The organism is Sphingomonas sp. F9_3S_D5_B_2, assembly GCF_054263715.1.
Genome location: NZ_JBSZFB010000001.1, coordinates 709,360 through 728,096, shown reverse-complemented (window position 1 = coordinate 728,096; position 18,737 = coordinate 709,360). Strand labels below are relative to the sequence as shown.

Annotated in this window: 14 protein-coding genes and 1 pseudogene; 4 read left to right on the top strand and 11 right to left on the bottom strand. The window is 65.0% G+C overall.

Annotated features, from left to right (window positions below; translation table 11 throughout):
- Window positions 1-15: 15 nt before the first annotated feature.
- From ACUXST_RS03415 to ACUXST_RS03385, 7 genes are all read right to left on the bottom strand, one after another.
- Complete coding sequence (locus tag ACUXST_RS03415) at window positions 16-570, bottom strand: hypothetical protein (protein WP_458388537.1); 555 nt, start codon at window positions 568-570, stop codon at window positions 16-18.
- Between the two features lie 143 nt (window positions 571-713).
- Window positions 714-1,553, bottom strand: coding sequence for a Crp/Fnr family transcriptional regulator (locus tag ACUXST_RS03410; protein WP_458388536.1), 840 nt, complete (start codon window positions 1,551-1,553; stop codon window positions 714-716).
- A 92-nt stretch (window positions 1,554-1,645) separates the two neighbouring features.
- Complete coding sequence (locus ACUXST_RS03405; RefSeq protein WP_458388535.1) at window positions 1,646-2,002, bottom strand: response regulator; 357 nt, start codon at window positions 2,000-2,002, stop codon at window positions 1,646-1,648.
- On the bottom strand, window positions 1,999-4,242 hold the full coding sequence (locus ACUXST_RS03400; protein ID WP_458388534.1) for an HWE histidine kinase domain-containing protein: 2,244 nt from the start codon (window positions 4,240-4,242) through the stop codon (window positions 1,999-2,001). Before ACUXST_RS03400 ends, ACUXST_RS03405 begins: the two co-directional genes overlap by 4 nt.
- A gap of 311 nt (window positions 4,243-4,553) precedes the next feature.
- The gene (locus tag ACUXST_RS03395) at window positions 4,554-4,724 is read right to left on the bottom strand and encodes a hypothetical protein (RefSeq protein ID WP_458388533.1); all 171 of its coding nucleotides are present in this window, start codon (window positions 4,722-4,724) and stop codon (window positions 4,554-4,556) included.
- Between the two features lie 103 nt (window positions 4,725-4,827).
- A complete protein-coding gene (locus ACUXST_RS03390) occupies window positions 4,828-6,495 on the bottom strand; it encodes an ATP-binding protein (protein WP_458388532.1) in 1,668 nt (555 codons plus the stop codon).
- Window positions 6,492-7,979, bottom strand: a complete 1,488-nt coding sequence (locus tag ACUXST_RS03385; RefSeq protein WP_458388531.1) for an ATPase domain-containing protein — start codon at window positions 7,977-7,979, stop codon at window positions 6,492-6,494. The genes ACUXST_RS03390 and ACUXST_RS03385 overlap by 4 nt, the downstream gene beginning before the upstream one ends.
- A 326-nt stretch (window positions 7,980-8,305) precedes the next feature.
- Here ACUXST_RS03385 and ACUXST_RS03380 point away from each other — a divergent pair, with 326 nt between their 5' ends.
- A complete protein-coding gene (locus tag ACUXST_RS03380; protein ID WP_458388530.1) occupies window positions 8,306-8,950 on the top strand; it encodes an SGNH/GDSL hydrolase family protein in 645 nt (214 codons plus the stop codon).
- Between the two features lie 103 nt (window positions 8,951-9,053).
- Entirely contained in the window at window positions 9,054-9,770 is a 717-nt protein-coding gene (locus tag ACUXST_RS03375) for a hypothetical protein (RefSeq protein ID WP_458388529.1), read from the top strand.
- A 13-nt stretch (window positions 9,771-9,783) separates the two neighbouring features.
- On the opposite strand, the gene panD is transcribed toward ACUXST_RS03375, so the two are convergent.
- The 3 genes from panD to alaS form a co-directional block, all read right to left on the bottom strand.
- Window positions 9,784-10,197, bottom strand: a complete 414-nt coding sequence (gene panD / locus ACUXST_RS03370; RefSeq protein ID WP_458388528.1) for an aspartate 1-decarboxylase — start codon at window positions 10,195-10,197, stop codon at window positions 9,784-9,786.
- A 73-nt stretch (window positions 10,198-10,270) separates the two neighbouring features.
- On the bottom strand, window positions 10,271-10,687 hold the full coding sequence (locus tag ACUXST_RS03365; RefSeq protein ID WP_458389002.1) for a GFA family protein: 417 nt from the start codon (window positions 10,685-10,687) through the stop codon (window positions 10,271-10,273).
- A 29-nt stretch (window positions 10,688-10,716) separates the two neighbouring features.
- Window positions 10,717-13,374, bottom strand: a complete 2,658-nt coding sequence (gene alaS / locus ACUXST_RS03360) for an alanine--tRNA ligase (RefSeq protein ID WP_458388527.1) — start codon at window positions 13,372-13,374, stop codon at window positions 10,717-10,719.
- An 88-nt stretch (window positions 13,375-13,462) separates the two neighbouring features.
- On the opposite strand from alaS, the pseudogene mtgA reads away from it, so the two are divergent.
- Together mtgA and ACUXST_RS03350 are read left to right on the top strand one after the other, a co-directional pair.
- A pseudogene (mtgA, locus tag ACUXST_RS03355) lies at window positions 13,463-14,194 on the top strand (monofunctional biosynthetic peptidoglycan transglycosylase); the annotation flags it as partial.
- 330 nt (window positions 14,195-14,524) lie between these two features.
- The gene (locus ACUXST_RS03350; protein ID WP_458388526.1) at window positions 14,525-15,226 is read left to right on the top strand and encodes a hemerythrin domain-containing protein; all 702 of its coding nucleotides are present in this window, start codon (window positions 14,525-14,527) and stop codon (window positions 15,224-15,226) included.
- 36 nt (window positions 15,227-15,262) lie between these two features.
- Here the strand turns inward: ACUXST_RS03350 and dnaE are convergent, their stop codons facing one another.
- Entirely contained in the window at window positions 15,263-18,721 is a 3,459-nt protein-coding gene (gene dnaE / locus ACUXST_RS03345) for a DNA polymerase III subunit alpha (protein WP_458388525.1), read from the bottom strand.
- Between the last annotated feature and the right edge of the window lie 16 nt (window positions 18,722-18,737).

Here is an 18,737-nt window from a genome sequence, read left to right as displayed (position 1 = left end):
ACTCGGTGAGTTGGCTTAGATCGCGGCGGTCGTCGTCCGCTGCTGGCTGGCGTTGTGCCCGCCGTTGCGGAACAGGATCTCGCGGGCGGTCTCGAGGGGAACGCCGGCGCGGTCCGCGTCGACCGACAGGAAGATCCCGCCGCTATGGATGCGGTCCTCGTAGTAGCTGGCGTCTTCGTTGCTGACGCCATGATCGGTCAGGAGGCCGGTCAGGCCGCCGCCGACTGCACCGACGCCGGCGCCGATCGCTGCCGCTCCGGGAATTGCGCCCGAAGCGATCGCGCCTGCTGCTGCAAGCGGGCCGACGCCCGGGATCGCAAGCGCTGCAACGCCGAGCAAGGCGCCGCCGACCGCGCCGCCGATCGCGCCCTTGGCGGCACCGCCTTCGTGGACTCCGTCATCGTCGCCGTCGTTGCTGCCGCCAATGCTGCCGCCGCTGCTGCTCTGCTCGCCATGGCGGCCGACGATCGAAATGGCGTCCTGGTTGATGCCCGCGGATTGCAGTTCGGAGAAGGCGCGTTGCGCTTCGTTCTCGCTGTCGAACACTGCGGATGCGATACGCTCACTCATGTGGAATCCTCCTGAAGGGAATTGGTACGGGCGAAATCTCGCCCGCCATCATCCAACCCTTTGAGGGAACAGCCGTTCCGGGCGTTGGCCGCGCGACGGCCAGTCGGGTGCAATTGCACGACCGGCCCCCCACGCCGGCTTCGTCAGCCCGGATCGGCTGCCTGGCCCGCAACCTCTTGCAGTTTGTCCCACGCAGCTTCGAACACGCCGTGCTTGGTCGGGGGCACCAGGTCGCCGACCCGTTCGGAAATCGCGGGATCGCCCTTTTGCGTCCGGACGAGGTGCAGATATCCAGGCTCGAATTGGCCCGCCTTCTGGAGCCCGGGAAAGTCGAGCACGGTCAGCATCTTGTTCTCAAGGTCGATCAGCCCGTCGGTGCGAAGCTGCTTCAGGACGCGGTTGACGTGGACTGCAGTGAGCCCCGTCGCCTCCGCCAGCTCCTCCTGGGTCATCGGGAACGGGATAGTGTTGTCACTGACGACGCCAACGATCCGGTATCGCACCAGCAGTTCGCAGAAGAGGTGCGCGATGCGCTCGCGGGCATCGCGGCTGCCGTGATTGACGATGGACTCCCGGAGCACGGCGGAATCCGTCATCGTGCTCCACCACATCGCGCGAGTGACGTTCGAGGATTGCGTCAGCAACACTTCCATCCGCTCCGCGGGGATCAACAGGCAGGTGGTGTCGGAAATCGCGATGATGTCGTGGTCCATCGCTTCGAGGACGAACACCTCGACGTCGCACAGATCGCCGGGAACCAGGAACGCCATGAACTGCCGGCTGCCGTCCGGAAGCGTCTTGGATCGCGCGGCAAGGCCGTTCAGCACCAGGTGGATCTCGTCGATCTTCTTGCCTTCGGGCATGATCGTTTTGCCGCGGCGGAATGATTCGCTCGGGTATTGAAGCAGTTCCTCCAGTTGCATGCGCTCCGACGGTGCGAAGCGCGTGAACTGCTCGAGTTTCAGCGTGAGCGGGTTGGGCACAGGTCTCTCCTTAACCCATGTTATAACACGCAGCTATCGGTTGCGAGCCGAAGCTATCGAAAAACCGTCGCACGCGCATGCTCACAACACCATTACGCCGCCGCGAGTGCACTCCGGATCGCCTCGGCTGTGTAGGGCTTCGTCACGGTCGGCACCGACCGCAGTTCTTCGGGATGCTGCGCGTCGCCATACCCCGTAGCGAAAATGAACGGCACGCGGCGCTCGGCCAGAACGGCCGCGACCGGATAGCTCCGCTCGCCCCTGATGTTGACGTCCAGAACCGCCGCGCAAGGCGCGCACGTTTCAAGAAGCGCGAGGGCCCCGCGCACGTCGCCGGAGAGGATCACCTCCTGGTAGCCGAGTTCAAGGAGCATGTCCTCGAGCGTGAACGCGATGATCGGCTCATCCTCGAGCACAAGCACCGTGTTGCTGGAGGGTGCCCCGCTCATGCCTTCGGCAGCGGCGCCCGGATGCTGCAGATGAGCCCGCTTGGCGCAAAGTCGAGAGCTACGGTGCCGTGAAGCTGCGCCGCAAGTCCGCGCTCGATCATCCGGCTGCCGAACCCGCGCTTGGTGGGCACGGAAACGGGCGGTCCGTCCGACTCCCTCCATTCAAGATCGAGGAAAGGCTCCTCGTCCACCCGGTCGACCTCCCAGCTTACCGACACCGCCCCTTCGGGGACCGAGAGGGCGCCGTACTTCAACGCATTCGTGCAAAGTTCGTGCACTGCCATAGCGACCGATACGGCAGTCTGTGGCTCAAGGACGATCTCCGGTCCCGTGACCTCGACCCGCGTTGCCGCCTCGCCCGTCGCCGCTGCGACTGCAGTTGAAATCGTGTCGGAAAGCGAGGCTTCTTCCCAGTTCTTGCGGGTCAGCAGGTTGTGGGCGGTCGACAGCGCTTCCAGCCGCGCCTCGAACACGCGGCTGGCGGTCTCAGGTGCCTTGTCGGCGGAGAAGGACTGCTGCGCCAGGCTTTGAACGATGGCCAGCGTGTTCTTCACACGGTGGTTCAGCTCGTTGATCAACAGGTGCTGGTGCTCTTCGGCCTTGCGCCGCCGCTCGATTTCAAACTGCGCTTCCTGATACAGGCGCGCGTTGTCGAATGCGATCGCTGCTTGCGAGGCAATGCCGCCGATCAACTCCTCGTGAGACTGGGAGAACACGCCCGGTCGCTTGTTGCCGAAGAAGAGGCCGCCGATCACCTCGCTGGAGCGCGATTTGACCGGCACGGCGAGATAGCTGCGCACCGGCAGATGGTTCTTCGGCATCCCGAAGTGCGGATCGTTGTGCCCGTAACGCGGATCCTTGGTGATGTCGTCGGAGCGGACGATCTCAGTCCCGTCGAACGTCGGCTTGAATACCTGCGTCGCGCGCGGGTGGCCGAAATCGTCAAACTGCGAACGGTCCGCTCCGGCGAGCTTGTACAGCGTCAGCCGCTCGCCGTGCTGGTCCGTTACGTTGTAGAAGAAGGCGCCGAAATCCGCGCCGATCAGGTCGACACCCGCATCGGTCACGCGCTGGACGATACTGCTGATGTCGAGGTCGCCGGCAAGCGCCGATCCGGTGCGGTTCAGCGTCTCGAGATTGCGCGCATGGGACGCCAGCGCATCTTCGGCCTTCCGGCGGTCAGTGATGTCATAAACCACGCCGGCGAAGCGGACGAGGTCTCGGGCGGCGTCAAAGATCGCCTCGCCGCGCCGGGCGACCCACCGCACCTCGCCCGTGTCTTGGCGGATCACTCGATACTCGACGTAGCCTAGCGATTCGGCGCCGATCTCTGCCCGCCCGGTGAGCACTCGCGAGCGATCATCCGGATGAATCGCGCCGAGCGTTTGGTCGAGCGACACGCACGAGGCGACTGGAATTCCCCAGATGCGGCAGAATTCTTCAGAGACCGCGACCGTTCGCGTGGCCGGATGAAGCTCGAACGATCCAATACCGCCAGCCTGTTGTGCAAGGCGGAGGCGATCCTGGGCGATTCGCAAGGCAGTGACGTCATAGCCCGTGGCGAAGATGCCCGTGACGGAGCCTGAAGCGTCCTTGATCGGCTGATAGACGAAATCGACATAGGCCTCCTGCGCCGGCTGGCCGGGCGAGCGCTGGAGTTCGATTGGAAGCTGATGACCCACGAAGGGCTCTCCAGACGAATAAACGCCATCCAGAAGCTCCAGGAAGCCCTGCCCCTCGATTTCCGGCAGCGCATCGCGGACGCGCTTACCGAGAATGTCGCGGTGACCGACGAGCTGCATGTAAGCCTTGTTCGCCAGTTCGAACACATGCTCGCGCCCGCTGATCAGCGCCATGAACGCCGGCGCCTCACCGAACAATTGCTCCAGACGGTGCCGCTCGGCCGCATTCTCACGGACCGCGAGCACCTTTTCAGTGGTCTCGGTGCAGGCGCAGAATACACCCGTAATGACGCCCGCGTCGTCTAGCGCCGGTGAGTAAGAGAAGGTGAACCAGGTGTCCTCGTCGTACCCGTGACGGTGCATGCGCAGCGGCAGGTCCTCGAGCCAGGTCGCTTCTCCGGCAAGCGCGCGCTCGGCCAAGGGGCCGATGTCTGACCAGATCTCCGGCCATATCTGCTGGAATGGCGCGCCAAGCGCCGACGGGTGCTTTGTCCCGAGAATAGGGGCGTATGCATCGTTATAGATGAAGGTGAGCTCGGAGCCCCAGGCGATGAACATGGGGAACCGGGAGCCAAGCATGAGCCCGACGATGGTCTTCAGGGAGCTCGGCCACGCGTCCGGAGAGCCAAGCGGGGATTGCTGCCAGTCTACTTGTGAGATCAGCTCGCTAACCGTGGGTCGGGCGTTCCCTGGGATATCCGGCAAGAAGCTATCTCTCTAACGCAGGCGGCAGCGAACTGGCTCGCAGCACGCGAGTAACAGCTTGTTGCGAAAGCGCAATTACTTGCAGGAGAATGGCCGATCGTCCGGCGTGAGTTGCAAACGGGTGGGCCCGCAGGGCTGACCCGAAGATGACCCGCCGTGCTAGTTCAAAGAACTTGGCCGACCTTCTCGCCGTCGCGGAGGACGTCGCAAATCGGGCAGTCCGCGCTTTCCTCTGCCTGTGCAACGGCCTGACGATCCGAGTCTGCAAGGATGTGCTTACGTTTGATCACGATCCCGCCGACCTTGGCGAGCTTGTTCACCCGGTACAGTTTCATGCCCCAGCACCCCCGACGAAACCGGCTCCTAGATGTCGCAGACCACGGCGCCCGGCAAGCGATTCCCGCAAGCTAGCCCAACGATTTTGCCTGCAGCAGAGGTTTAGGGTTTCCGCGCCTTCGATCGGCCGGGAAACGGCACCACTTTCGATTCGTCCATCAGGCTTGCCAAGGCGGTCGCGACCTCGTTCCGGCCGAACGGTTTGGCGAGCCGCGGCAGGTGGTGAACTTCGTCGGTCCTGCCCGTGTATCCGGTGATGAGGAGGACGGTCAGCTCAGGGTGGATTTCCTTCACCTGCCGGGCGAGTGCACCGCCGTCCATTCCAGGCATCATGTAATCCGTGACCAGGATATCGACGTTCAATCCTTCGTCGAGGCGCTTGAGTGCCTCCGGGCCGCTGCCGGCTTCCTCGACGTCGTGGCCAAGGTCGCGGATCATCTCGGCTGTGGCGGTGCGAACGATCTCTTCGTCGTCGACCAGCAGCACCGCAAGGCGCCGCCCCACCGACCTCACCGGCTCGGCGATCCGGCGCGGCTCGGTCCGAATGCCGTCCTCGGCGACCGGAAGGTAAACGTCGACGCGAGTGCCTTCGCCAGGCTCGCTGGTCAGGGCAAACCCGCCGCCAAGCTGTGCAGCCAGGCCATGGACCATCGACAGGCCAAGCCCGGTCCCGTGCCCGAATTCCTTGGTCGAATAAAACGGCTCGATCGCCCGGGCCGCAACCTCAGGACTCATGCCGGTGCCAGCGTCGATCACCGACAGGCGGATGTAGAGGCCGGGCTTGAGCCGCGGCTCGGAGCCGGGACCCATTGCCACTTCTTCCGCGAGGATCGTCAGCGGCCCACCCTTCGGCATCGCGTCGCGCGCGTTCACCGTAAGGTTCAGGATTGCGAGCTCAAGCTGGTTCGGATCGATCATTGCCGGCTGCAAATGCTGTGCGCAGCGCAGCTTCACTTCCACGGCGGGTCCGACGGAGCTGTCGATCAGCTCGCGCATGCCAGTCAGCAGAGCCCCAATGTCGACGGCCTCGGTTCGCAGCGCCTGCCGCCGAGCGAAGCCCAGCAGCCGTTGCAGCAAAGTCTTGGCCCGGTCCGCCGCCTGGAGTGCGTTGGTCAGCAGGCGGGCCGAGCGCGGGTCGCTGTCACCATATTTGCGCTGCAGAAGGTCCAGCGCGCCCGTTATCGGCGTCAGAAGATTGTTGAAGTCGTGCGCCACGCCGCCGGTCAGCTGGCCAAGCGTCTCCAGTTTCTGCGCTTCATGCAGCTGCGCGACCGCGGCAGCATGTTCGGCGGTACGCTGCTCGACCCGGCGCTCGAGGTCGGCGGCCAAGAGGTTCAATTCCTCGAGGCGAGCCCGCGCCTGATACTGCCGCCGCCTCGTCCGCTGGGCCGACTGCGCCAGGCTGACGAAGGTCGTCGGATGGAACGGCCGCTCCAGGAAAGTGACGTTGCCAAGCACGTTAAGCAATCGCGCCGCCTGCGGGTTGCGCTCCAGCCCGCCGCCGCGCTGAGTGAGGACGATGAACGGGAAGTCGGACCACTCGGCCTGCCCGTCGAGCCAGTCCGACAAGGCTCGCAGGTCCGTCCCGGCCAGCGACTCCTCCGTAAGCACAGCGAAGCCCGCGCCCTCGAACAGCTGCTCTGCAAGCTCCGCGACATCGGCGACGGGCGCCGTCGGGACGCCGGCTTCGGCCAGCATCGCGCTCGCGACGATCGCGTCGCGGCCTTGAGGCGCTAGGATCAGCGCCCGTTCGGAGACGTCCGGTGTCACTCGCTGTTGGTTTCCAGAAGCTTCGGCCGATCCTCGACTAGTTCGGGGACGCCGCGCAGCACACCCTGGAACCCCATCAGCGGCTCACCCAGCGTGATTCCGTCGGCGTTGATCTGATATTCGCGGATGGTGTCCTCGTGACTGCTGGTCCGCTTCTTGATGACCGAGATCGCCCGCCGAACCCTCCCGAACGCCTCGAAGTAGCGGAGGAGAACGACGGTGTCCGCGAGATAGGTCACATCGACCGGTGCCTTCATGTCGCCCACCAGCCCATGCTGAGCGACCGTCAGGAATGTCGAAGCGCCTTGACGGTTAAGGTATTGAAGAAGCTCATGCATGTGCAGGATCAGCGCCTGCTCGCCCGGCATCGCCGCCTGGTAGCCGTTGAGGCTGTCGATCACGACCGTGCGGGCGTGCCGCTCCTCGACGCAGCCGCGCACCCGCTCCGAAAGTTCGCCAGGAGTAAGTTCGGCGGCGTCGATCTGCTCGATAATGAGGTTGCCGGTGCCGATCATCGCGTCGAGGTCGATGCCCAGCCCCTTCGCCCGATCGTTGAGCAAGCCAAGTTCTTCGTCGAACACGAACATCGCGGCTGTCTCGCCGCGCTTCACCGCGCCAGCTACAAACGTCAGCGCCAACAGCGACTTGCCGGTGCCGGCGGGGCCAAGGATCAGGACACTTGAACCGCGTTCGACCCCGCCGCCCAGCAGAGCATTCAATTGATCGGATGGCGTCTGGATCACATCGCGGTTGAACGGCTTGCGATGCTCAGCCGAAACAAGGCGGGGGAAGACGCGCACGCCGCCGGTCGCAATGATGAAGTCGTGGTAGCCGCCGCGATAACGCTGCCCCCGGTACTTGATGACGCGCAGCCGGCGGCGCTCGGCCCCATACTCCGGTGACAGCTCCTCCAGGCGCATGACGCCGTGGGCAACGCTGTGCATTGTTCGGTCATTGGCTTCGCCCGACAGGTCGTCGAGCATCAGCACCGTCGCTCCGCTGCGTGCGAAATAGTGCTTCAGCGCCAGGATCTGGCGGCGATAGCGCAGCGACGACTGGGCGAGCAGCCGAATCTCGGACAGGCTGTCGAGCACGACGCGCGTGGGCTTGACCTGCTCGAAGGCCTTGAAGATTCGGCGTGTCGTTTCGCCGAGCTCAAGATCCGAAGAATAGAGCAGGCTCTGCTGCTGCTCTTCGTCGAGCAGGCTTTCCGGCGGAACGAGTTCGAAGATATCGACACCATCGAGCGACCAGCCGTGTGACGCCGCTCCAGCGCGCAGCTCGTCCTCCGTCTCCGACAGGGTAATGTAGAGCGAGGGCTCGCCATTGGCAGCGCCTGCCATCAGGAACTGCGTGGCGATCGTAGTCTTGCCCGTTCCCGGGCTCCCCTCGAGGAGGAACAGGCGACCGCGGGCAAGCCCGCCGACGGTAATGTCGTCCAGCCCCTGTACGCCCAGATTCGCCTTCTCGGTGGTGTCAGTCACTCAGGTTCCTTCACATCGCGACCACGATCAACGCAGCTATTGCTGTTTACGATCCGCCGAGCCCCTAGCATCCCCGTGAAAAGACGCCGTTTAACCAGGTTTCAGTGTTGCATGGGCGAAACGTCGGGAACGTCCCCCCAGGCGGTTCGTCCCAACGGTCCATGCCTGAGCAACTACCCCAGTCACGCAACCGTCGAGGCTGCTTCACGATCCTTGCCATCCTGGTGGCATTCCTCGGCCTCTACATGCTCGTCAGCTTCAATGCGCAGCCGGGCAACGACGTCGCGCAGAACATCCAAACGGTGCCGGCGCCCTGACAGCGACGGATGGCTGGTGAACCTTGTCATGTTGTCCTTTTCGGAGACTCGATCTTCGACAACGGCGCCTATGTACGCGGCGGACCGGATGTCGTTGCCCAGTTGCGACAGGTGCTCCCGAGAGGATCAGAGGCAACGCTGCTCGCCGTCGACGGAGCTGTAACCTCCGACGTTCCGCGCCAGCTTGCACGGCTTCCCAATAACGCCAACCTCCTGGTCGTCAGCGCCGGCGGCAACGATGCGCTCGGCGACGCTCACCTGCTTCGCCAGCCGGCAACAAGCATCGGAGAGGCTGTAGCGGTGCTGGGCCGAGCGCAGGGAAGCTTCGCCAGACGATATCAGGCCATGGCCGACGCCGTGACTGCACTTGGGGTCCCTGCTGCCATCTGCACCATTTACGATGCCAACTTCCCGCCGCCAGAAGGTCCTGTCATCCGGACGGCACTGTCGCTGTTCAATGACGTGATCACCCGCGTGGCCTTTTCCGCCGGCTTGCCGCTCATCGATCTGCGCCTCCTTTGCAATGAGCCTGCCGACTACGCGAATCCCATCGAGCCATCGGTGCAGGGCGGAGCCAAGATCGCAGCCGCCATCGCAGCGCTCGCAAGTGGTACCACCCCGGCAAAAAGCTCGATGGTCATTGCGTCCACGTAAGGCGAGGAGTGGACGGCGCACTCAGGTTTCATTGGCCGTTCAACTCGCCCGCGGCTAAGCTGACGGCACGCGACGCCACCTGATCCGGAACTCCCTCGCCGCCGTGCTGCAGTACCAGCTCCTTCCTTCACAGCAGCGAGCACCGCTTTCGCGCCGCGCCACAGGCCTGGTTCTGGCGCTTGCCATCAACCTGCTGCTGCTTCTGGTCCTGCTTAGCCTTGGCGCACGGCACGCAGAGAAGCCCACGGGCTCGCCGGCTTTGGTCGTCGATCTGCTTCCCCACGCGGACAATCGTCCGCCGCCACCGGCAGCAACCAAGGCGCCGGCGCGGACGCCGGAGACCGAGGCGCTACATGTGCCGACGCCCAAACCGCCGCCGATTATCATCCCGGCAAAGCCCACCATCGCGCCACCGCCGCCGTCGAACTTGCTTGAACTCAGCAATGCCGATCTCGCTGCCTCGGATATCGCCCACATGCCGCAGGCCGGCATTTCCGCTGGCGATTCCGAAGAGGTTGGACGAGGTCCGAACGGCGAAGTGCTCTACGCTGCGGAATGGGCGCGCCGCCCCACGAACGCGGAGCTTGGCGGCTACCTGCCGGCGAACGCTCCGGACGGTTATGGTCTGGTCGCCTGCAAGACGATCCCGCAAAACCGCGTCGACGATTGCATCGAGCTCGGTCAGTCGCCGCTCGGCTCGCATCTGGCTAGCGCGGTGCGGCAGGCGGCCTGGCAATTCCGGGTTCGACCGCCGCGACGAAACGGCCGGACGCTGGTCGGCTCGTGGGTGCGGATCCGGATCGATTACGAGCGCGGCTAGCGCTTCGCTCTAGCTACTCGGCGGCGATGGCCCGTTTCTGGTCGGCAGCGCCGGGCACCGGCTCCGCAGGATCGTTGCCGATCTTCACGACCCGGTTGTGCTCGTCGACGTGCACGACGCGCGGGTTCAGTCTCCGAGCCTCGGCTTCGTTGAGAACGGCGTAGCTCATGATGATGACGAGGTCGCCCGGGTGCACCAGGTGCGCCGCGGCGCCGTTGATGCCGATCAGCCCGCTGCCGCGCGGCGCCGGAATCACGTAAGTCTCAAGGCGCGCGCCATTGGTGATGTCGACGATCGCGACCTGCTCGCCTTCCAGCAGGTCGGCGGCGTCGAGCAGGTCGGCGTCGATCGTGACCGAGCCTACGTAATGGAGGTCCGCCTGCGTCACCGTCGCGCGGTGGATCTTCGACTTCATCATCATCCGCATCACTGGACGGGTTCCTCAAGAATTCGGGCGGCGCCCGTAACAGATTGGGTGTGCAATGCCAGTCGGCAATAGCTCAGTCGGTCCCGCCCGCCGGTTGAAAGCGCAGGATACCTGCGATCCGCGTTCGGTGCTCCGGGTCGTCGGACGAGTGCCTTTCCCCATCGTTCACGACCACTTCCGGGAAGTCGAACGGCGATACGCCCTCCAGGCATGCCACGTTGACGCCAAGCTGGTCCGGGTTGGAGCGGCGCTTGTGGTGCGTGTAGATGCCGCAGATCGAGCAGAAATGGTGTTCGGCGACGCGGGTGTTGAAGCGGTACGTGGCGAGCTCGTCGGCGCCTTGACGGAGCTGGAAGTCCGCCGGCGTGGACGTCACGGCAACGGCGCCGCGCATCCGGCATATCGAACAGGTGCAGCGCCGTGCCGAAGCCATTCCTTCCGTTAGCGTAACGCTGAATTGCACGGCGCCGCAGTGGCAGCGTCCGTCCAGGGTGACCGGTCCGCTCGACGAAGTATCGATCAGGCCGCAACCTTCTGCAGAGCGTCCCTGACCGCGTCGAGCGCCTCATTCGCCTTGGCACCGTCGGGCCCGCCGCCCTGGGCCATGTCGGGCCGCCCGCCACCGCCCTGCCCGCCGAGCGCCGCTACCGCAGCCTTGACGAGGTCGACCGCGCTGCGCTGGCCGGCGATGTCATCGGTGACGCCGACCGCAACGCTGGCGCGGCCGTCGTTGACCGCCACCAGAGCAGCAACTCCGGAACCGAGCCGTTGCTTCATCGAGTCGACGGTGGAGCGCAAGCTCTTGGGATCAAGTCCTTCCACGACTTGCCCAAGGAATTTGAAGCCGCCGACATCTTCGAGAGCAGGAGCGTCGGACTTGGTCGAGGCCCCGCCCATCGCCAGCGCCTTCCTGGCATCGGCAAGCTCCCTTTCCAGGCGCCGACGGTCCTCGACAAGCGCAGCAATGCGCGCCGGGACATCGTCCGGCGCGCTCTTGATCGTCGCCGCGGCCTCGCGGAGCTTCGCCTCGCGATCGTTGAGCCATTTACGCGCCTCCTCGCCGGTCAGCGCCTCAATCCGGCGAACGCCCGACGAGACTGCGCTTTCGGAGACAATCTTCAGAAGCTGGATGTCGCCGAGTGCTCGGACGTGGGTGCCCCCGCACAGCTCGACCGAATAGTCGGCGTCGGTAAGCCGTCCCATGGACAGCACACGCACTTCGTCGCCGTACTTCTCGCCGAACAGCGCCATTGCGCCGGCGGCGATCGCCTCGTCGGGCGTCATCAGCCGTGTGGTGACCGGCTCGTTCGAACGGATCTGCGCATTCACCTCCGCCTCCACGGTGTCGATCTCCTCGCGGGTCAACGCCTTCGGGTGCGAAAAATCGAAGCGGAAATGGTCGGGCGCGACCAGGCTGCCCTTCTGGGTGACGTGCGTACCCAGGTGCCGGCGAAGGGATGCATGCAGCAGGTGGGTTGCGCTGTGATTGGCGCGGATGCGGTCCCGGCGTGCGCTGTCGACCTGCTGATGGACGGTTTCGCCAAGCGTCAGTTCGCCCGCCGTGACCTTCGTCCGCAGCACGTGGAGCTTGCCAAGCGGTTTCGTCGTATCCGCAACTTCACCGACGAAGCCCTTGAGCGTGGTGAGCTTTCCGCTGTCGCCAACCTGGCCGCCGCTCTCGCCGTAAAAGGGCGTCTGATTAAGCAGCACGTCGACCGAATCGCCGATTTCCGCCCGCTCGGCCCGCTGGCCGTCCTTGACGATTGCAAGCACCGCGCCTTCGGCTTCGTCGCCGGCGTAACCGGTGAACTCGGTCGCGCCATGTTCCTCGACGAGGTCGAACCAGATTTCTTCGGACGCCTTGGCTCCCGAACCCTTCCAGGCTGCTCGCGCCGCCGCCTTCTGCGCAGCCATCGCCCTGTCGAAGCCGTCGCGATCGACGCCCAGCCCACGCGCGCGCAATGCGTCTTCGGTAAGGTCGTACGGGAAACCGAACGTGTCGTAGAGCTTGAACGCGGTCTCTCCCGGCAGCGTGCCGCCTTGCGCCAGGCGCGTCGTCGCCTCGTCGAGCAGCCTCAGCCCGTTCACGAGTGTCTGTCGGAACCGGGTCTCCTCCTGCTGCAGCGTCGCTTCGATCAGCGGCTGCGCGCGGATGAGCTCGGGGTATGCTGCGCCCATCTCGGCAACCAGCGCCGGCACGAGCCTGTACATCAGCGGCTCCTTCGCCCCGAGGAGGTGGGCGTGGCGCATGGCACGGCGCATGATGCGGCGAAGGACGTAGCCCCTGCCCTCGTTCGCCGGCAGCACGCCGTCCGCGACCAGGAAGCCGCTTGCCCGCAAATGGTCGGCGATGACGCGGTGGCTGGCCTGCCGGTCACCCGCCGCAGTGGTGTGCGTCAGCGCTTCGCTCGCTTCGATCAGCGCTCGGAAAGTGTCGGTGTCGTAATTGTCGTGGACGCCCTGCAGCACAGCGGCGATCCGCTCCAGGCCCATGCCGGTGTCGATGCTCTTCTTCGGCAGCTCGGAGACGATCTCTCCCGCCGCCTGCTCGTACTGCATGAAGACCAGGTTCCAGATCTCGACGAACCGGTCGCCGTCCTCGTCGGGGCTGCCTGGAGGACCGCCGGGGATGTGGTCGCCGTGATCGTAGAAGATCTCGGAACAGGGACCGCAGGGGCCATCGTCACCCATGGCCCAGAAATTGTCCTTGGTCGGGATGCGGATGATCCGGCTGTCCGGCAGGCCGGCGACCTTTTTCCACAGGTCGAACGCTTCATCGTCGGTGTGGTAGACGGTGACGGTCAGCCTGTCCGGGCTGATCCCCCATTCCCTGGTGATCAGGTTCCAGGCGAGCTCGATCGCCCGATCCTTGAAATAATCACCGAACGAAAAATTGCCGAGCATCTCGAAGAAGGTGTGGTGCCGCGCGGTGTAGCCGACATTGTCGAGGTCGTTGTGCTTGCCCCCGGCGCGGACACACTTCTGGGAGCTGCTGGCGGTCATATAGGGACGGGTCTCGAGACCGGTGAAGACGTTCTTGAACGGCACCATGCCCGCGTTGACGAACATCAGCGTCGGGTCGTTCTGCGGCACGAGCGGGGCCGACGGCACCCGCGCGTGCCCGTTCGTCTCGAAATAGTCGAGGAAGCCGCGGCGGATGTCGTTGGTCGAGGTCATGACTGCGATGTAAATGCTGTGCTGCAGTGCGGCAAGCAGCGCGGCTTGTGACTTGGCACGCGCCTTCCTGCGCGGCTAGGCAGCAGCGATGGCCCGCCGACCGAAGAAATCCACCATTCCACGTTACAAGCGACGGCGCGAGCGCTCCGTCCTCGGGCGGATCGTCGGCTGGATCCTGAAGCTGCTCGTCGCTCTGTTCCTGATCTCGATCCTGTGGGTGCTCGCCTACCGGTTCGTGAACCCGCCAATCACTTTCACCATGCTCGGTGACGTCTTTGCCGGGCGCGGCGCGCACAAGGAGTGGATGCCGATCGGGCAGATCGACCGCGATATGGTGCGGGCATCGATCGCCGCGGAGGACAGCAAGTTCTGCAGCCACAACGGGTTCGACATCGAGGCGATCGAGGACGCCATGAAGCGCAACGCTTCGGGCGGCCGTATCCGCGGCGGATCGACAATCAGCCAGCAGACGGCGAAAAACGCCTTCCTCTGGCAGGGCGGCGGCTATGCCCGCAAAGGCGCGGAGGCGTGGTTCACGTTCCTGATCGAGCATCTATGGGGCAAGCGCCGGATCATGGAGGTCTACCTCAACCTCGCCGAGACGGGGATCGGCACCTACGGCGTGAACGCCGGTTCGCAGCGCTATTATGGCCATGACGCGAGCGCTATGACGGCGCTGGAGGCGGCGCGCATTGCTGCCGTGCTGCCCTTGCCGAAGGAGCGCGGAGCGGTCGCTCCCAAGGGCTTCACTCGCCGTTACGGCAACACGATCGCGGCGCGGATCGGCGTGGTCGGCCGGGACGGCCTCGACGCGTGCGTCTACCAGGGCAGCACTCCGCCGGCCGCGAAGGCGCCGCCACGCGTGAAGACCAAGACGCGGCCGCTGCCGGGAGCGGAATATGAAACGGCCAAGCCGCAGCCGCCCGTATCGGACGTCATCAAGGACCTCCCAGCGGCGACGGACGAGCCGCTGATCGCGAAAGAACCCGCACCTGCAAACACGGCCGGGCCAGAGGCTGCGGTGCCCCCAGGCGGCGACACCAACGCATTGTAAAATGCGCGCTAAACCGAGCCCTGCGAGCGTTTCGCAACAGGAACGCTGGCCCTCTCCTGAGTGTTGATGCGGCAAATTCAGCCAAGGAGATAATGAATGGCTACGCGTACCCAAGGCCGCGGCTCGAACCGCAGCAGCAATGGCGAAAACGGAAGCTCGGGCACCCGCGCTCGCAGTGCTGACAAGAGCAGCAGTTCGACCCGGTCGAGCAGCAGCAGCCAGAGCAGCCGCAACGACCGCAGCGCCTTTTCGTGGGGTGAGAACGCCGGGCCGCTGCTCGGCGCTGCACTCGCCGGCGTCGCAATCGGCTTCGCTGCCAATTACGGCCGCAAGGCGCTCATGCAGGGCATGGAAGCCGCGGTCGGCGACTGGGACGCGATCCTCGCCGCTGAACACGACCTGGCGCTCGGTATCTTCGACAAGATGCTGGCGACCGATTCCACCCAGACGTTCAAGCGCAAGATGCTGCTGATGAAGCTCACCCATGCGCTGGACAAGCATGCGCACCAGGAAGAGATGGTGGTCTACCCGGCGCTCCGCGATGCGAACGAGACCGTCGACGCCGACCACCTCGAAGGTGAGCACGGCTACATCAAGACGTTCATCTACGAACTGAACGAGATGGGCGCGGATTCGCCGAGCTGGCTTGAGAAGGTTCGCGAGTTCCGCCAGCTGGTATCCAGCCACGCCCACATGGAAGAGGAAGAAGTCTTCCCGCGGTTCAAGCAGGACCTCACCGAAGAGCAGAACGCGCGGATCACAAGTCTGGTGAACCGCGACGGCTTCTGGATGGCCTGAGCTTACGTCCTCCCCTGCTCAGGCGGGGGAGGACACTTATCCAACGAGCGCGAGCCTCGGCGGCTCCTGAGCCGAGAGCTCCACCGCGTCCTCACCGGTAATCCGCATGATCGACTGGGCGAGCTCCCCGTCGAGAGCGAAGTCTCGCCCGGCGACGACAATCGCTTCTCCGCCCGCTGCGAGCGGCACGTGGAAGCGGACGACCCCGTTCCCGCCACGGCACGCAGAAAGCAGTTGCGTCACCTCGTCCACAAGCCCCGGACCAGTCAGGCGCACCGCCATCTGCAGACGCGTCCGCTTTGCCAGGTCGCTTAGTGCCTGAATGTGCTTGATCGTCACTCGCGGCGTCTCGTCCCCTGCCCTGCGGTCGAGTTCGACCGTGAGCAGACCGCACGATTGGCTTCGGGCCGCCGCTTCCAAGGCTGCGCAGACGTCGTCGTCGAACGCCGTTGCAATGAACTGGCCCGAGGGATCACTGAGCGTCGCCATCAGATAACGGCGGCCCCGTGCTGACGTGCGCCAGCGCGCGTCTTCGACGAGACCCGCCATGCTTGCGGTCGCGCGTTCGCCTTCCGGGATCTGGATCTCGGCAATTTCCGCGAACGTGCGCACGCGATGCGCTGCAAGGAGGTGCTTCTGTGCGTCGACCGGGTGCGCCGAGAAGTAAAAGCCGAATGCGTCCCGCTCTCCAGCCATCCGCTGCGCGACTGTCCAGGACGCGTCGCGCGGAAGGCGGATCGGAGCGGCTTCGGCGCCGCTGCCGCCGAACAGGCCAGCCTGCCCCGTCGACCGCTGCTCGTGGGCGCTCGCTGCATGCGCAAGGATGGTCTCCGCGGCGCCGAACACCGCTGCACGATCGGGATTGATCGTATCGAACGCTCCGGCTCCCGCGAGGCTTTCAAGCTGACGGCGGTTCAGCAAACGCGGGTCGATCCGCTCGGAGAAATCTTCGAGCGACTTGAACGGCCCGCCCCGGCTGCGCTCCTCGACCAGCGCTTCCATCGCCTTCTCGCCAACGCCCTTGAGCGCCCCCAGTGCATAGCGGACGCTGTTCCCTTCCTCGGCCGGCTCGACGGTGAAGTGCGCGTGGCTGGCGTTGATGTCTGGCGCCAGGCAGGTGACGCCGCCGCGGCGCATGTCCTCCACGAACATCGCCAGCTTGTCGGTAAGTGCGACGTCGAAGCTCATGGACGCTGCGTAGAACTCAGCGCGGTGGTGAACTTTCAGCCAGGCCGTCTGGTACGTCAGCAGTGCGTAGGCGGCTGCGTGGCTCTTGTTGAAGCCATAGCCGGCGAATTTGTCGATCAAGTCGAACAGTTCGTTGGCCTTGGCCGCCGCAATGCCATTGTGCTCGGCGCACCCCTCGACGAAGGTTGCGCGCTGGGCGTCCATTTCCGCCTGGATCTTCTTGCCCATCGCGCGGCGAAGCAGGTCGGCGCTTCCAAGCGAGTAGCCGGCGAGGATCTGCGCGGCCTGCATCACCTGTTCCTGGTAGACGAAGATCCCGTAGGTCTCCTTCAGGATGCCTTCCAGCAGCGGGTGCGGGTACTCGATGGTTTCCTGGCCGTTCTTGCGGCGGCCGAACATCGGGATGTTGTCCATCGGACCGGGCCGATAGAGCGCGTTGAGCGCGATGATGTCTTCGAACTGGGTCGGCTTCACCGCGGAGAGCGTGCGCCGCATGCCCTCGGATTCCACCTGGAACACGCCGATCGTGTCACCGCGCTGGAGCAGTTCGTAGACGGCAGGGTCGTCCCAGGCGAGCGCACCGAAGTCGACCTCGACACCTTGTTCGGCAAGCAGGCGCTGGCCTTCCTTGAGCACGGAAAGCGTCTTGAGGCCGAGAAAGTCGAACTTCACCAGGCCCGCCGCCTCGACATATTTCATGTCGAATTGGGTGACGGGCATATCGGAGCGCGGATCGCGGTAGAGCGGGACCAGCTCGTCGAGCGGTCGGTCGCCGATGACGACGCCCGCGGCGTGGGTCGAGGCATGGCGCGGCAGGCCCTCCAGCTTCATCGCCAGATCGATCAGGCGCTTGACGCCGCGATCGCTGTCATACTCGGCCTTGAACTCCGCGACGCCATTCAATGAACGCTCCAGCGTCCAGGGGTCGGTCGGGTGGTTGGGGATCAGCTTGGCGAGCCGGTCGACCTGCCCGTAGCTCATCTGCAGGACCCGGCCGGTGTCCTTGAGCACGGCGCGCGCCTTCAGGCGCCCGAAAGTGATGATCTGGGCCACCTTGTCGCGGCCGTACTTGCGCTGGACGTAGGAAATGACCTTGTCGCGGTGGGTTTCGCAGAAATCGATGTCGAAGTCCGGCATCGACACGCGCTCGGGGTTGAGGAAGCGCTCGAACAGCAAGCCAAGCGCGAGCGGGTCGAGGTCGGTGATGGTCAGCGCCCAGGCGACTACTGATCCGGCACCTGAGCCGCGGCCCGGGCCGACCGGAATGTCGTTCGCCTTCGCCCATTTGATGAAGTCGGCGACGATCAGGAAATATCCTGCGAAGCCCATGCGGGTGATAACGTCGAGCTCGAAGTCGAGCCGCTCCGTATAACGCTGAAGCTCCTCGGCGCTGCGGCCCTGAAGCCGCGCCCGGAGGCCGGCGAGAGCATCGGCGCAGAGTTGCTCGTCCTCGTTGTCGCCAAGCCGCGGCAGGATCGGCTTGCGTTTGGGTGCTGCGACCGCGCAACGGCGCGCAATGACGGCCGTATTGGCAAGCGCTTCGGGCAAATCGTCGAACAATGCCGCAAGTGCGGAGCCGTCCTTGAGCCATGAGTCGGGCGATGACGTCGCCCGGTCCCCGCTTTCGACATAGGCCGACCCGGCAATGCACAGCATCGCGTCGTGCGCGGCGTGAAAGCTGGGATCGAGATATGCCGCGGGATTGGTCGCGACGATCGGCAGGTCGCGACTGTAAGCGAGATCGATCAGCGCCTCTTCCGCAGCATCTTCCACCGGGTCGCTACGACGGGCGATCTCGACGTAGAGCCGCGCGGGGAAGAGCCGCTGCAACCGTTCGAGGTACGCACCCGCCTTGTGCGCCTGGCCGTCGGCAAGCAGTCGGGCGAGCGCCCCTTCGGAGCCGGCGGTCAGCGCGATCAGGCCGCCACTCAGGCCGTCGAGCGCTGCAAAGGCGACATGCGGTTCCTGCTCGACCGGTCGCTCGAGATGCGCCGATGAAACCAGCTTGCACAGGTTGGCGTAGCCCGTCTCATCCTGCGCCAGCAGAACCAGCCAGTCGATTGCGGCCTCGCCACCGATCTCCGGCGGGCGTGCGACGGCGAGGGATGCGCCAACGATCGGCTGCACGCCCTTCGCGATGCAGGCGTCGCTGAACGGCATCGCCCCGTAGAGGCCATTACGATCGGTCAGGGCGATTGCCGGGAAGCCGAGCTTCGCCGCGCGTTCGGCGATCGTCTTCGGCTCCATCGCGCCTTCGAGCATCGTGAAGGAGGAGAGGACGCGCAGTGGAACGTAGGGCTGAGTCACGCCCCGATTATGTGGC